This is a genomic window from Hominimerdicola alba (genome assembly GCF_900112155.1).
GTDB classification, from domain to species: Bacteria; Bacillota; Clostridia; order Oscillospirales; family Ruminococcaceae; genus Hominimerdicola; species Hominimerdicola alba_D.
In genome coordinates this window covers 14,078-29,898 of the sequence record NZ_FOKQ01000023.1, presented here as the reverse complement: position 1 = coordinate 29,898, position 15,821 = coordinate 14,078, and the positions used below count along the sequence as shown (strand labels likewise).

At 43.2% G+C, this 15,821-nt stretch carries 14 protein-coding genes; 4 read left to right on the top strand and 10 right to left on the bottom strand.

Features of this window, described 5'->3' with window-relative positions; genetic code table 11:
* Positions 1–12: 12 nt before the first annotated feature.
* Positions 13–360, top strand: a complete 348-nt coding sequence (locus tag BM265_RS12625) for an arsenate reductase family protein (protein ID WP_074962172.1) — start codon at positions 13–15, stop codon at positions 358–360.
* Between the two features lie 46 nt (positions 361–406).
* On the opposite strand, the gene BM265_RS12620 is transcribed toward BM265_RS12625, so the two are convergent.
* The 3 genes from BM265_RS12620 to thrH form a co-directional block, all read right to left on the bottom strand.
* Positions 407–1,051 (bottom strand): M15 family metallopeptidase, encoded by a 645-nt coding sequence (locus BM265_RS12620; protein WP_074962171.1) that lies wholly within the window; start codon positions 1,049–1,051, stop codon positions 407–409.
* Positions 1,052–1,247: 196 nt separating this feature from the next.
* Positions 1,248–3,302 carry a polysaccharide biosynthesis protein gene (locus BM265_RS12615; RefSeq protein ID WP_074962170.1) on the bottom strand — a complete coding sequence of 685 codons (2,055 nt, stop codon included), beginning with the start codon at positions 3,300–3,302 and terminating at the stop codon, positions 1,248–1,250.
* Positions 3,303–3,473: 171 nt separating this feature from the next.
* Entirely contained in the window at positions 3,474–4,079 is a 606-nt protein-coding gene (thrH, locus tag BM265_RS12610; RefSeq protein WP_024856498.1) for a bifunctional phosphoserine phosphatase/homoserine phosphotransferase ThrH, read from the bottom strand.
* Between the two features lie 327 nt (positions 4,080–4,406).
* Between thrH and BM265_RS12605 the strand changes: the two genes are divergently transcribed.
* From BM265_RS12605 to BM265_RS12595, 3 genes are all read left to right on the top strand, one after another.
* On the top strand, positions 4,407–5,561 hold the full coding sequence (locus BM265_RS12605; protein ID WP_074962169.1) for a ribose-phosphate pyrophosphokinase: 1,155 nt from the start codon (positions 4,407–4,409) through the stop codon (positions 5,559–5,561).
* A gap of 101 nt (positions 5,562–5,662) precedes the next feature.
* The gene (locus BM265_RS12600) at positions 5,663–6,274 is read left to right on the top strand and encodes a DUF3267 domain-containing protein (protein ID WP_074962168.1); all 612 of its coding nucleotides are present in this window, start codon (positions 5,663–5,665) and stop codon (positions 6,272–6,274) included.
* Between the two features lies 1 nt (position 6,275).
* Positions 6,276–6,986 (top strand): IspD/TarI family cytidylyltransferase, encoded by a 711-nt coding sequence (locus BM265_RS12595; RefSeq protein ID WP_074962167.1) that lies wholly within the window; start codon positions 6,276–6,278, stop codon positions 6,984–6,986.
* A 58-nt stretch (positions 6,987–7,044) separates the two neighbouring features.
* Here BM265_RS12595 and BM265_RS12590 read toward each other — a convergent pair whose 3' ends face one another.
* From BM265_RS12590 to cmk, 7 genes are all read right to left on the bottom strand, one after another.
* Positions 7,045–7,722 (bottom strand): TIGR00266 family protein, encoded by a 678-nt coding sequence (locus BM265_RS12590; RefSeq protein WP_074827872.1) that lies wholly within the window; start codon positions 7,720–7,722, stop codon positions 7,045–7,047.
* Between the two features lie 28 nt (positions 7,723–7,750).
* A complete protein-coding gene (locus BM265_RS12585) occupies positions 7,751–8,419 on the bottom strand; it encodes an HAD family hydrolase (RefSeq protein WP_074962166.1) in 669 nt (222 codons plus the stop codon).
* Between the two features lie 8 nt (positions 8,420–8,427).
* Positions 8,428–8,799: a hypothetical protein gene (locus BM265_RS12580; protein WP_074962165.1), complete on the bottom strand. Its 372-nt coding sequence runs from the start codon at positions 8,797–8,799 to the stop codon at positions 8,428–8,430.
* The gene (locus BM265_RS12575; protein ID WP_074962164.1) at positions 8,799–9,914 is read right to left on the bottom strand and encodes a THUMP domain-containing class I SAM-dependent RNA methyltransferase; all 1,116 of its coding nucleotides are present in this window, start codon (positions 9,912–9,914) and stop codon (positions 8,799–8,801) included. Before BM265_RS12575 ends, BM265_RS12580 begins: the two co-directional genes overlap by 1 nt.
* Before the next feature lie 75 nt (positions 9,915–9,989).
* Complete coding sequence (locus tag BM265_RS12570; RefSeq protein WP_074962163.1) at positions 9,990–12,203, bottom strand: transglycosylase domain-containing protein; 2,214 nt, start codon at positions 12,201–12,203, stop codon at positions 9,990–9,992.
* Positions 12,204–12,443: 240 nt separating this feature from the next.
* Positions 12,444–14,411, bottom strand: coding sequence for a bifunctional 4-hydroxy-3-methylbut-2-enyl diphosphate reductase/30S ribosomal protein S1 (locus BM265_RS12565; RefSeq protein WP_074962162.1), 1,968 nt, complete (start codon positions 14,409–14,411; stop codon positions 12,444–12,446).
* Complete coding sequence (gene cmk / locus BM265_RS21015; RefSeq protein WP_074962161.1) at positions 14,411–15,775, bottom strand: (d)CMP kinase; 1,365 nt, start codon at positions 15,773–15,775, stop codon at positions 14,411–14,413. The genes BM265_RS12565 and cmk overlap by 1 nt, the downstream gene beginning before the upstream one ends.
* Between the last annotated feature and the right edge of the window lie 46 nt (positions 15,776–15,821).

The window sequence follows — 15,821 nt, the reverse complement described above, 5'->3', positions numbered from 1 at the left end:
GGAGGAACACGAATGATATTCATATGCTACCCCAGATGTACCACCTGCAAAAAGGCGCAGAAGTGGCTTGATGATAACGGCTTGAAGTACGAGCTTCGCGATATCAAGGAGAACAACCCGACTTATGATGAACTGAAAAACTGGCATTCTAAAAGCGGTCTGCCACTGAAAAAGTTTTTCAATACCAGTGGACTGCTGTACAAATCCATGGAGCTCAAAGACAAGCTCCCAACAATGAGTGAGGACGAACAGCTCAAACTGCTGGCAACGGACGGTATGCTTGTCAAAAGACCTATCCTCGTCAGCGATAACACCGTGTTTGTGGGTTTTAAAGAAGCCGATTGGGAAAAGCTGAAATAATGAAAAACGTACCAATGAGTGGACCGCTTCATTGGTACGTTTTATTTTATTCTGTTACAAGTTTCTTGATCTTATCAACTGCGGATTTTACCAGATTTTCCTTGTTCTTGTAGAAATGCTGGTAATCCTTGGAATTCGTCCAGTCACCGCCCCATTGCCAGCCTTTGCTCGCAAAGACTTTAAAAGCAAGATCATGATGGTTTATCTTATGGGGGAAATCGGCTCCCCTGTCAACGAACTTAGCTGAATTTGCAGGGCTGATCTTTTCACCTACGATATAGGGATTGTACAGGGGGTTTATATCAATCGCTCTGCCAAGGGCATGAAGCGAAAGCTCCTGAGTGCCTGCAACGTTCCTGAAATTGAAAGCAGATGAATTATTATCAGCCATAGAACGCTCGTCATCGCCGTCATATTCATCACAAAGACGAATCTTCTCGATCTCGTATTCGGCTTCAAACAGCATCTCAAATATCTCAAGGACCTCTTTAGCCAGAGACTTATGCACTATCATCTCACCGTCGGCTATATTGTGAGAAAAATCAAGATACCTGATATTCAGGTACGAAAGATCATCCATATGTATCTCACTGTTTTCCTTGTAGGTCACGCCCTTGATGCGTTCCTTTACATCATCGGGAACAGGGCAGGCAGAAAAGCCCTCACGAAGCATGATAACTTCATTTTTCATCTTACTTCCTCCAAACCACATGACATGATATCAAACACCATATCGATATCAGCATAGGATATTTTATCAGATATATCCCCTTTTGTCAATACTTTTTTTCATTAAAATTTTAATAAACTAAGACAAAATGGTACTTCTGCATTGATGATGCAGAAGTACCGGAAGTATTTTCGTGAATTTCCTCAATCTGACAGAATCAGACATTGACCGCCTGTTTTACATTTGAAGAAGACAGCTTGGGTTTTACAGGTGCAGAGGTCGGATGGAAAGTCGTAACAACTTCACAGACCTTTTCGTAAACACCATACTCGTCCTCGGTGTAGGCAACGTCCATAAGTTCCTTGATATCTCTTATGAACTTATCATACTTAAAGGGTATTGGTTGTCCAATATGGATCTTCTGGTTCTTGGTACGTTTAAGACCTTCCTCTGACATCAGCTTTTCTTCATAAAGCTTCTCACCGGGACGAAGACCTGTATAGACGATCTTGATATCAACATCAGGCTTATGACCTGAGAGTTTGATAAGGTTACGTGCCAGAGTATCGATTTTTATAGGCTCGCCCATATCGAGCACATATATCTCTGAGCCGTTGCCCAGGATACTTGCCTGCAGTACCAGCGATACAGCCTCGGGAATACTCATAAAGAAACGGTTGATGTTCTTGTCAACTACAGTAACAGGACCACCTTCTGCTATCTGCTTTTTGAACAGCGGGATTACTGAGCCGTTGCTTCCCAGCACGTTTCCGAAACGTACAGCGCAGAACTGAGTATGTGGTGTAAAATTTTCAAGAGCTTCATCAGCCTCCCAGTCCTCCCCTGTCATATGTGCGTGAAGTCTTGGCAGTTCGCTGCATCTGCCGTTTTTGACCATATAGTCAAAGGTCTGGATAATCATTTCACACAGACGCTTGCTGGCTCTCATGATATTTGTAGGGTTAACAGCCTTATCGGTGGATATGAGAACAAATCTCTGACATCCGCTGCGCATTGCTGCATAGGCGGTCTTATAGGTGCCGATAGCGTTGTTCTTTATAGCCTCACAGGGGCTGTCCTCCATAAGGGGAACGTGCTTGTGTGCAGCTGCGTGGTAAACTATATCAACGTGATACTTTTCAAAAACTTCATTTATACGCTTATTATCGCGGACAGAACCTATAAGTACAACAAGGTTGAGATCGGGCATATTGCGTCGAAGTTCCATCTGTATCTCATAGGCGTTATTCTCATAAACATCGAAGATTATAAGCTGTTTAGGATTGTGCTTTGCTACCTGACGGCAAAGCTCACTGCCTATGGATCCGCCGCCGCCTGTAACCAGAACGACCTTGCCCTGAATACTGTCATAGACCTCGGACATATCCATCTCAATGGGTTTTCTGCCCAGCAGATCTTCTATAGCAACGTCTTTCATCTTAGCAACGGAAACATCGCCTGTAACAAGCTGATATATACCGGGAAGGTTTTTCAGCTCACAGCCTGTTTCCTTGCAGATATTCAGCACCTCACGTCTGTCTTCGGGTGAAGCACTTGGAATAGCAACGTAGATGGCATTTACATTATACTTCTGCACCGATAGAAGTATGTCATCACGTCCGCCGACTATCTTAACACCGTCTATGTATCTATCCCATTTATTTGGGTTATCGTCGATGATACAAACGACTTTTTCACGCAGTGTAGTGGACTGCTCGATATCTCTCATTATCATCTGACCTGCGTTACCCGCACCGATCAGCATGACACGCTTGCATCTTCTGTCGTTGTCCTTTCCATGATCTGAGACACGTTCACGTTCAAGAAGAATAAACCTGTAGCAGAACCTTATACCGATGATGAAACAGAACTGCAGCATGGGACCGACGATATAGTAAGATATGGGCATACGTCTGAATATAACAGTTATCAGTACCGTATGGATCAGCGCAAGTTCAGCAGAAGCAAAGGTCACACGCTTTAATTCGGAATAACTGGCGAATCTCCATATACTTCTATAAAGCTTATTATAACCATGAACCAGGAAAACTGCAACCACATATATGGGCATAAAATACATATACGCATTAAGATAATCCCGCGGTATCTTCGTAAAACTCAGGTCATATCTCAGCCAAAGACCGGCAAAATAACTGCCTGTACTTACGATGATATCGTACAAAAACAGGTATATTGAAATAATCTGCCAATGCTCAAACCTCTTTTTTGATCTGAGCTTTACCTTTTTTACTATTTCGGACTCGTCTGCCATAATAAAGCTCCCCCCTATTTTCTCCATTTTAACATATTATAACATATTAAACCAATATATGTCAAGTATTTGTATATAAAATAAAAGTTCATATAACTTCCAAGAATTGGTCATAACGGCATAAAAGGACACCGACATGAAAAATGTCGATGTCCGTGATGTCGATTTATCTTATTTAGCTATCTCAGCCTTGATTGCAGAGAGAAGTTCATCATAAGTCTCGAATGCAGGAAGCTGAGGATAATCAGCCTTGATCTGATCGGTACTTCTGAACAGGTAGCCTGCACGGCTGTTCAGTATCATACCGAGATCGTTGTAGCTGTCACCACTTGCTATAGTCTCAAAACCACAGGACTGAAGTGCTTTAACAGTAGTGAGCTTGGACTTCTCACAACGCATCTTGTAGCCTGTGATCTCGCCGTTGTCAGCAACTACCAGTTCATTACAGAAAATGGTAGGCATACCAAGCTTCTTCATAAGGGGCTTTGCGAACTGTGTAAAAGTATCGCTGAGGATAAGTACCTGGCAGCAGTCTCTCAGTTCATCAAGGAACTCCTTAGCGCCGGGCATAGGATCGATCTTTGCAATAGTATCCTGGATCTCCTTCAGACCAAGTCCGTGCTCTTTCAGTATTGCAAGACGATACTGCATCAGCTTATCGTAATCGGGTTCATCTCTGGTGGTCTTCTTCAGCTCGGGGATACCGCTTGCTTCTGCAAAAGCTATCCAAATTTCGGGAACCAGAACACCCTCAAGGTCAAGACAAGTAACTATCATTTTAAATTCCTCCATAATATCTTAAATTTCCGAATCTAATTATACAACATATTTATTAAAATGTAAAGAGGATTTTTGCATTTTTTGATTACCAATCATGCAAAAATATACTCTATCTCCAAATACACATAGTATTTTAGCGGGTATTAGATTTTTGTTATAACTAACTGCAAAAATTGTTTTTGTAAAAAAGTATAATTTTGGTCAAAAGATGAAAAACTGTTAAATTTCTGAAAAACCCCTTGTAAAAGAACAGATTATAAGTTATAATGTTAATTGGAATAAGGCGGACAAATTTCGCTATATAATATGGAGGTATGTAAGATAATGGGCAGTGCTGACAAGATCTTATTTGACAACGATTCCAGAGTGGCTCCTCTGGGACTTATCCCTATGGAGGGCGCAAAGGAACTGGGAGAAAAAGTCAACGCTTATCTGGTAAAGTGGGCTAATGAGGACAATTTCTTTAAGGAGACATTCCTCGTTGATGCTGAGTGTCCCAGATTTTCATCCGGTGACGGCAAGGGTCTTATCAAACAGACCGTAAGAGGTAATGACCTTTTCATTCTCTGTGATATGGGTAATTACAGCGTAAAGTACAATTACTTCGGCCACGAGAATTATATGTCGCCTGACGACCACTATCAGGATCTCAAGCGTATCATTCAGGCTGCAAGCGGCAAGGCTCATCGTATAAATGTAATCATGCCTTCCCTTTACGGCGGCAGACAGCATCGCAGAAACTATCGTGAATCTCTTGACTGTGCTGTTGCACTGCAGGAACTCCAGGCTATGGGCGTATCAAACGTGCTGACTTTTGATGCACACGACCCAAGAGTTCAGAACGCAGTTCCTCTGATGGGCTTTGACAACATTATCCCCTCCTATCAGGTTCTGAAATCCATGTTCAGAAGTCTGGACGATTTCAAGCCCGACAAGGCTCATTTCATGATCGTATCTCCCGATGAGGGCGCTATCAACAGAAATATGTACTATGCTTCCGTACTGGGCGTTGACATGGGTATGTTCTACAAGAGACGTGACTACTCCACTGTTGTAAACGGCAGAAACCCCATCGTAGCGCACGAGTACATGGGCAACGATGTTAAGGGCAAGGACGTATTCATTGCCGACGATATCATTTCATCCGGCGAATCCATGCTGGAAGTTGCTGCTGAACTGAAGAAGCGCAACGCAAGCAAGATCTACTGCTATGCTACCTACGCTATATTCACAAACGGTCTTGCAAGCTTTGACAAGGCTTATGATGAAGGCGTTATCGACGGCGTATTCGGCACAAACCTGACTTACAGAACTCCCGAACTGCTGGAAAGAAAGTGGTTCCACGAAGTTGATGTTGCTAAGTATATCGCTTACTATATCGCTGCCCTCAATCACGATGCTTCTATCTCTGAGGTAATTGACCCTCACAAGAAGATAACTGCTCTGCTGGACAAGTACGATATCAAGAAGGGCAACTAATCTAGTTTAATTGAACGGGCGGTAACTCGCCCGTTTGTTGTATATGCAAGAAGCTATACTGCATATCAAATTTGACAAATCATTAAGAAGGGAGCAGAATCATGCCGAAGATAAAGTGGATCGGAGTTATAGATCAGAAAGACATAAAAAAATATCAGACCGCACCGCTGCCTGATAATGCTGTTAAAACAGATCTACCGAACTCTATGGGTGAAATGATGCTTAAAGCAGCTCCCTTTGCGATAGGTTCATTTATGATATGCATGATATCCATGGTCATGAAATGTTCGGCGGCGAAAATGAATGTCATCAGTATGCCATGGACGTTTGCAGGACTTCTTATCGCACCCGTTTATCTGATACTACACGAATTTCTTCATGCCATAGTATACCCAAAGAAAGCGACCGTAAGCATTGGCATACTAAAGCAGTTCGCAGCGGTAGCACTTGCTTTTTATCCGCTGAAAAGAGGCAGATTCGCGCTTATGTCACTTCTGCCGTTTCTGCTGGGTCTTGTTCCGCTGATATTGTTTCAGCTGGTGCCTGCCGATAACGCAGCACTGAACAGCATTCTGTTCATACTTTCCATGATCGGAATGATAAGCCCTTATCCCGATGCGTACAATGTTTATTACATGATAAGAAAAATACCCGCAGGCAGCAAAATGGTCTTCTGCGGTGACGATACCTATTATATACCGAAGGAGGGATAGTATGATCTTTGCAGGAATAGTGGCAGGCGGAAGCGGCACACGCATCAAAAATGCCGACAAGCCCAAGCAGTTCATCGAAATAGGCGGCGTGCCTATACTCATCAGAACAATAAGAGCATTTGAAGAGATCGGCGAAATTGAACGTATCTACGTTGGTATCAATCCCGATTGGTACGACTATGCCGACAAGCTTCTGGAGGAATTTGGTATCAGCACAAAGCGTGTCAGGCTTGTCACGGGGGGCAAGGACAGAAATGGAACTGTTATGAATATACTGCGTGAAGTCACAGCTTTGTTCGGTGTAAATAAGGGAGATGTTCTCATAACTCATGACGCTGTTCGCCCCTTTGTCAGCGAGGAAATAATTCGTGAGAATATTGAAACAGCAATTAATTCGGCCGCCTGCGGGACTTATATACCCTCCGATGACACTATCATAAGGACAACGGACGGTGAGACAGTGACGGAAAATCTCCCCCGCAAGCAGCTTATGCGAGCGCAGACTCCTCAGACATTTGAGATATCCACTTTATGCGACTGCATACGAAAGCTTGGGGACGAAAAGCTTGGCACACTGACGGATACCTGTGGCATACTTACGGAGTGCGGCTACCCCATACATATCGTAAAGGGAGAACCCATGAATTTCAAGATAACAACCGATCATGACCTGATGATCGCGGGACTAATGGCGATGAGCGAAAGACAGTAAAAAACAAGGCGGAAAGACTTGATCTTTCCGCCCTTTTTTGTATACAAATATGTAGTTATCAGGCACCGGTAGGAATGTAAGGTCTGATAGCGCCTGCAAGATTGCTGACAGGCATTGTCTGGAGCCAAACATGACCGGGACCGGTAATTCTGGTATTGAAGAAGCCCTCGCCGCCGAACAGCTTGTTCTTTAAGCCTGCAACCTGTTCGATATCGATGGAACAGGAAGCTTCCATAGCTGCAAGACAACCGGTGTCAACCAGCATGGACTGACCCTGAGCCAGCTGATACTCAACGATAGAACCGTCAAGCTCAAGGAAAACAGTACCCTGACCCGAGAACTTCTGCATGATGAAGCCCTCACCACCGAAGAAGCCTGCACCAAATCTCTTCTGGAAGAATATCTCCATATTAACTCCCATCTCGCTTGCCAGGAAAGCTGACTTCTGAGCAACTATAGGCATCTGAGAAACGTCCATGGGCTTGATAGTACCGGGGAAATTTGATGCCATAGCGATCATGCCGTCACCATTTGTAGCGGTGTAAACATTCTGGAACATGGACTCACCCGAAAAAGCACGTGAAAGTGCCTTTCCTATTCCACCGCCTGCATTGGTGGACATATTCATGTTGGGGCTCATCCAGCTCATAGCTCCCTGCTGACATTTGATCGCCTCGCCGTTGTTCAGATAACAGATGACAACGGGCATCGGCTCACCTTGGATTTCGTAACGCATTTTTTTGTACCTCCTTTATTTGTCAGGTTTATAAACCTGTACTCAACATTTTATCTTTAAATTCCATCAAGCTGTCCAGCTTGACGTATGCCTTTTCAAGCATGACCTCATCCGGTTCGATAAGATCGGGGATAAGTATAGGCATCATACCTGCGGCGCTTGCAGAGATTATTCCGTTTCTGGAATCCTCAACAGCAAAAGTATTCTTGGGATCAAAACCAAGTTTCTCGCAAGCGATAAGGTAGATATCAGGTTCAGGCTTTGATCTCTCAACCATATCACCGCCGATTATCGCATCAAAGCAGTGCAGTAGACCAACTTCGGTCATTTCTCTAACTATTACATCGTAACGTGTAGAAGATGCAAGACCGATCTTGACTCCGCTTTCGTGAAGCCATTCAAGAACTTCTTTAGCACCATTTTTGAGTGGTACGCCCTTTCTCAAAGTCGCCTGAACTTCCTCATTTACTTCTGCACGAAGCTTTTTAATATCATGCTTGTCGCCGTAAGCCTCATTGACGATACGTTCGGTATCTTTGTCATTTCTGCCTGTGCAAAGACGCACATAGTACTCAACGTTTTCTAGTCCGTGTCTTTCACCGACTTTCAGCCAGCACTTCATACAAACTGCTTCGGTATCGAAAATGACACCGTCCATATCGAATACGATACCGTCAATATTTTTTAATGTATACATTTTTCTCCTTACCCATATCTTTCAAGTTCAAAGAAACTGTCATCCAACAATTTATCATAAACGCGGTAAAAAGCTGTTACTATATAATCCAACCGATCTATATAAACATCAGAATTTTCGGGAAGATAAGCTAACCCGTGAGAATCACCACCATCACAATGATAAATCAGTTCTTTCAAGAAACGCTCATAACAATAGCTTACCTGTTCTGCGAGTTCACGGCTGAACACCTTGTTCTTAACAAGACATTCAATACTATCATAGACCATCCAGAATTCCTCTTTCGGAAAACGTGATCTCTCATACATGATAAATGTAAAGGTATTCTCCTTGGCATTAAAGTTATCAGAAAGTATCTGCTTTGCAGTTTCTATATCCATCATTTAAAATACATATACAGATCGCACTTGATCATGCCGTTATACAGCTTGCGCTTTTTATCAGCCTTTTTGCCAAAGAATTTTTCAAACTCCTCATGGGGCGAGATTATATAGCAAGGTCTTTCCCTTGACGGCTGCAATCTTTCACCGAGACGCTTGTAAAGCTCTTCTGCATCGCGAATCTCCAGCAATCTTTCGCCGTAGGGGGGATTGCAGAAAGTGATGCACTGTTCAGGCTGAACAAATTTGCTGATATCCTGTTGCTTAACTGTAAGCTTAGAACCTACACCAGCCTTTTTGGCATTATCTCTTGTAAGCTCTACCGCGATATCATCGATATCAAAACCGAAAGCCTTGAAACTTCCCTGCTTGTCGATCATATCCATAGCCTCAGAACGGGCATTCTGCCAGACCTTTTCGGGAATCTGATCCCATTTCTGTGCAGCAAAATTTCTGCGTATACCGGGAGCGACTTTCAACGCCTTGTAAGCCGCTTCGATAAGAAAAGTTCCTGAACCGCACATGGGGTCGCATACGATGGAATCAGCTCGCACTCTTCCTAAGTCGATAATACCTGCGGCAAGAGTTTCCTTGATAGGTGCGGCATTGGAATTTCTGCGGTATCCGCGCTTATGCAGACCCTCACCTGTGGTATCAAGATAAAGGGTGAAATTATCTTTCATCAGCGAAAATTGCAGCTGATGTTTAGCACCTGTTTCCTCAAAATAGGAGATGCCATAGACCTTTTCAAGCCGCTTTACGCAAGCTTTTTTTATTATCTTCTGACAATCGGGCACGGAATGGAGCTGTGAATCCAGTGAATGACCTTTTACAGGAAAAGCGTCATACTTTCCGATAAAGTCTTCCAACGGGATATTCATGACCCCCTGAAAGAGCTCTTCAAAACTGCGTGCAGTAAAAGAAGCTAGCTCAATAAGAACTCTCTCTCCTGTGGAGACCCACAGATTTGCTTTTGCGACGGTATTAAAATCGCCGCTGAATGTGACCTTTCCGTCAGTGACGGTAAGGTTCTCCCCTCCTATCCTTTCGATCTCAAATTTTAATGTCTTTTCAAGACCGAAGTGACATGGGATACATAGTCTTAAATTATTCATATTTGACCTTTCAAAATAAGACCTCCGTACTTTATGGTACGGAGGTCAATACCATCAACTTAACGGTAAATAGCTTTAGTGGTAACAATAACCGGGAACGTTTGATGCCTTAAAGTAACCTACCTGCTGACTTCCGCAGCGATCGGTTGCTATGAGACCGGATGTTGTACAGAAGTTAAGCTTTACAACAGTATCGGGCATTGGGAATGTATCATCGAAACTCTTGTGTTCTTCCGAATCAGCGATATCACCGAAGATATTCTTCCAAATCTCACCAATATTCTGATAATCGTTTGTAGGAATAGTCTCAGGATTTTCATAGCCTATCCATATACCCGAAACGTAATCGGGAGTACAACCTACAAAGTTAAGGTCGTTCCAGGATGACGAAGTACCAGTCTTACCGACAAGATCCGTCTTTTTAAGCTTAGCGTATCTACCTGTACCTTCCTTATCATTGATAACGTACTGCATCATACGGTTCATGATATAAGCTGTACTGTCAGCGATAGCCTGCTTATAACCATCGGTTTTCTCATACAGAACTTTACCAGCGGCATCCTCGATCTTATAAATATAGCTTACATCGTACTTTTTGCCGCCATTGCCGAATATCATATAAGCTCCGACAAGTTCTTCAAGGGTGATACCTTCGTCCATACCACCAACAGTTACTGCCGACCAGTCGCAGTCGTTCTCATTTAGAGATGTAACATCAAGCTTTGACTTCATAAAATTATAAGAATAAGCAGGAGTCATCTGCTTAACAAGCTGTGCAGGCATAGTATTAAGAGATTTAAGAAGCATCTGATAAGTGAAAAGATCCTTATATGACCAGTTACCCTGACTTGCATCAAATTCGGAGTAGTTTACAGGCCACTTCTCTTTCTTTCCTCCCTCAACTTCGATCTCTATAGGTGAATCGTTAAAGTAAGAAGTCATAGTCATAAGATCCTGATCTAACGCAGGAGCATAAGAACCAATAGGCTTCATACATGAACCGGGCTGACGCTTAGCGTGTGTTACCAGATAAAGGTTACGTGACTCAGTTTTTTCGTTACGCCCGCCGACTACACACTGAACATTGCCGTTATAGTCCATGCAAACAAAGCCAGACCATAACGTATCGTCCTCGGGATCCATATACCATGTAGTGAAATTGCTGGCATCCTGCATTTTCTTTTCGACTTTGTGCTGCATATCGATATCTACATTAGTATATACAGTATAACCACCGTTATAAAGAAGCTCTCTTGCTTCCTTTATTTCAATACCTTTATCGTCAGCTATTCTTTCTTCAGCTTCTTCGATAGCAGCATCGAGATACCAGTCGGTAATTCCCTGATCTTCAAGCTCACCATCATAAATAGTTTCGCTGGAATAGTCAAAATTTCCTGCAAGTTCCAGAGGTTCATTAAGAGCCTCATTATACTCTTCAGATGAGATAGCACCATTTATCAGCATACGCTCAAGACAGTGCTGACGTCTTATATTATTATTCTCAATATTATCAATAGGGTTATTTAATCCAGGTGCGTTATTCATTCCCGCAAGACAAGCTGCCTCAGCAAGATCAAGTTCAGAAACATCTTTGCCGAAATAAAAATTTGCAGCAGACTGTACACCAACTATATCATCGTGTTGAGTATTCTGCGGAACAACGTTCAGGTATATCTCGAGGATATCTTCCTTAGTATAGGTCTTCTCAACGTTTATTGAACGGAAAACCTCACGGATCTTTCTTTCGATACCCTGAACGCCTGATCTGGCATCATCACCTGTCAGGTTCTTAATAGTCTGCTGAGTAATAGTTGAACCGCCTCGTGAAGCACGGTTAGGCAGGAAAACATTTACAAAAGCGGCAAAAGTACTCTTGAAGTCAACACCGTCATGGGCGTAAAAACGCTCGTCCTCGGTATAAACAAAAGCATCCTGTACTACCTGAGGTATCTGATCAAGATCGACCCAAAGCTGATGTCTATACTCATTCCTCATGGTATAATACAGCACATACTTATCCTTCGGGTCATCTGTTTCCTCATCATAATCGGGATTATCATAAAGGAATCTGGTGATATTACTTTCAACACTCTTTTCGAGCATGATATCTGTAGTAGTATCTGCAAAATTAAGAACGTAGATAGTAAGCACTGTACCGAAGATGGACAGAGTGATTATTATTATCAGAAAAATCGACAGAAGAAGCGTACCCATAGCTTTCAGTACATGAACTACAGGATGTGTTCCTCGTCTTCTATGTTTTGTTTTATTTCTTCTTTTTTGTTCCATAAAATAAGACCTTCCAATACTGACTGCGTTTAACCGCAAACATTATATATCAATATATATTATACCATATTTTATTGAATAATGCAAGACTCTTGCTCACAAAATATGGAGCGGTAAACTAACAAAAACCGTACATTATACTTAGTTTACATACGCCAAAAACACATTAACAAACGGTTCAGCTCTATATTTTTCACAAAAAAATGGGGACGTTGACCGTCCCCATTAAATTAATGCTGATTATTCAGCGTCGGTCTCCTCAGTTTCCTCATCATCGAGCAGAGCTCTTCTGGAGAGGCTGATTCTCTTCTTATCAGCATCTATCTCAGTGATGCGGCAGTCAACAACATCGCCTACAGCAAGTATATCAGCAACGTTATTTACTCTCTGATTAGCGATCTGAGAGATGTGGATAAGACCATCGATGCCATCAATGATCTGTGCAAATGCACCGAAAGAGGTGATAGAAACAATAGTTGCCTTAACGTCCTGACCTACCTCGTAGTTGTTAACAAAGATCTCCCAAGGATTCTCGGAATCCTTCTTGTATGTAAGAGATACCTTCTTGGTCTCGGGATCGATGTCCTTGATCTTAACGGTAACAGTGTCGCCTATAGAAACAACATCGGAAGGATGCTTGATTCTGTTCCAGCTGAGGTCAGCTCTTCTAACCAGACCATCAACGCCGCCCAGATCAACGAATACACCGTAATCTGTAATAGACTTAACAACGCCTTCCATCTCAGCGCCTACAGAAGCAGTATCGAAGAACTTGGACTGTGCAGCAGCCTTCTCTTCTCTTGCTACAGCTCTTACAGAGCCAACAGCTCTCTGCTTAACATCATTTACCTCAAGGATCTTGAACTTAACAGTCTGCTTGAGCAGATCGTTGAGATCGAAATCTCTTCTGGGAGCAGCCTGAGAAGCAGGAACGAATACCTTAACGCCGTCAGCGGAAACAAGTACGCCGCCCTTAACTACGTTGGTAACGATACCCTCAAGGATCTCGCCGCTCTCAGCAGCATCCTTGATCTTCTGGAAGCTCTTGTCAGCGTCAACTCTCTTCTTGGAGAGCATTACTGTACCGTCGGTATCGCTGGTCTTGATAACGATCAGCTCGATGGTATCGCCAACGCTTACGATATCTGCAGGCTTCTTGCCGGGGTCATCTGTAAGCTCGCTAAGTGCTACATAGCCTGTGTGCTTGGTTCCGATGTCAACGATGACTTCGGTTTCGTTCACAGATTCGACAGTGCCTTCTACCTTCGCTCCCGGATATATTTTTTTGAGGGTCTTATCGATCGCCTCCAGATTAAATTCTTCGTCAACAGTATTGTCAACATTGTTCAGCAGTTCACTCATAGTGTCCTGTACCTCCTTTATAATATAGCCGGGTGTCGAAGCACCGGCAGAGATCCCGATAAATTTTGCACCGGTCAGGTCAAGACCGCATTTTCGCAGATCATCGGCATTCTCCACGAGTACACATTTGCAGTGCTGTTCGCAGATAGCCTTAAGCTTGTGGGTATTAGAACTGTGTCTGCCGCCCGCTATCACCATTATATCCGCTTTCTTTGCAAGCTCTTCAGCTTCGTTCTGGCGGATATTGGTGGCATTGCATATCGTTTCACATATCTCCGCATGGGGAAGATATTTTTTGAAAAGCGGTACACATTCTTTCCACATATTCTTATTATACGTCGTTTGAGCTAAAATTGCAACCTTTTTTGACAAAAAATCTTCATTTTTCACCAAATTTTCAAATTCGCCACAATTTTCAAACACATAACATTCGCCCTGACAGTGTCCCATGATCCCTTTCACCTCAGGATGACTGGCATCACCTGCTATCAGTATCACATGACCTTCGGCAGATTTCTCACTGGCTATATTATGTATCTTTGCAACAAAGGGACAAGTCGCATCAACGATCTCAGCGCCAAGCTCTTTGAGCTTATCATAGACTTCACTGCCTACGCCGTGGGAACGTATCACGACTGTCTGACCATTTCTGACCTCATCAAGTTCTACGGGATACACCCCTCTTGCTTTAAGGTCATCAACGACGTTCTGATTGTGAATGATCGGACCTAACGTTACAATATTATTTCGGTTATCTAATTCATTATACACCATTTTTATCGCTCTGTCTACACCAAAACAGAATCCTGCGCTTTTAGCAACAAAAATTTTACACTCAGTTAACATTATTCATGCACCAGACTAGTAATATCTTCCATGACTTTATTTTTCAGAACCCTCAACGACTTGCTGTCGGTATTATCCGCACCGATTTCGGCAGGTATGATGGGCTTACCGTAACGTACTCTGACTTTTTTGCGGAATTTCAGTTTACCCTCAAAGGTAATGCCAACAGGTATTATCTTTGTCTGGGCAACAGCAGCGATAAGCGCCACACCTGTTTTTCCCTTGCCTACCTTACCGTCAAGAGAGCGGGTACCCTCGGGGAAAATGGCAAGATTTCTGCCGATCTGGAGCTTTTCGATAGAAGTATCGATGGCGCCTGTATCGCCCTTACCACGACTTACAGGGAATGCACCCAAAGCTGTTATCAGATGTTTAAAAGCCTTGTTTCCCTGAAAAAGCTCCTCCTTAGCCATATATGACAAAGGTACGCGGGCGTGAAGTGCAATAAAAACAGGGTCCTGATAACTGCGGTGGTTGGAAGCGAAAATATTTCCTCCGTCTTTCGGAACGTTCTCAACGCCCTCCCACTTAATATCATAATAAAGATGATAGATACCAATGGTTATCCATCGCAGCAGACCGTAAACCAAGACTCTAAGTGGGTTGACCTTATTGGTCTTGGTTATGGGGCGGACTTCCATTATCGCCTTGGGAGCCCTTTCCTTTTTCTCGGTCACGGAAGTATCATTTTTTTTTTCACCGAGCTTCTCAGTGATAACTCGGCAAATCTCGTCTATTGACTGCTGAAGATCAAGCTTTGTTGTATCAATCTCGATAGCATCATCAGCCTTTTTGAGAGGCGCGGTCTCACGGTGTGTATCGTTGTAATCGCGCTGTTCGATATCACGAAGAACCTCCTCATAAGTAGAGGGATCACCCTTCTCCTGAAGCTCCTTGAAACGGCGTTTCGCCCTTTCCTCGGCAGAAGCAGTCAGGAATACTTTAACATCAGCATTAGGCAGAACTACCGTGCCGATATCTCTGCCGTCCATGATGATATCATTCTCCTTGGCCATGGTCTGCTGTAAGTCGAAAAGAAATGTCCTGACTTCGGGAATAGCAGAAGTCTTTGAAGCAGCCATGGATATCTCAGGTGTTCTTATCTTATCGGAAACATCATCACCGTTAAGAATAACGTGCTGAGCACCGTCTCTGTATTCAAGCTTGATGGATATTTCGTTCAGCTTTGCAATGATAGCGGAAGTGTCATCGAGGTCGATCCCGCTAGTCACCATATAGCAGGCAACAGCACGGTACATAGCGCCTGTATCAACATAGACATACTGCATTTTAGCGGCAACTGCCTTTGCAATAGTTGATTTTCCTGCGCCGGAGGGTCCGTCAAGTGCGATATTAATTCCCATATTTACAACTCCTTATATAGTATTCAGCTGTCAATAAAGCCGAAAC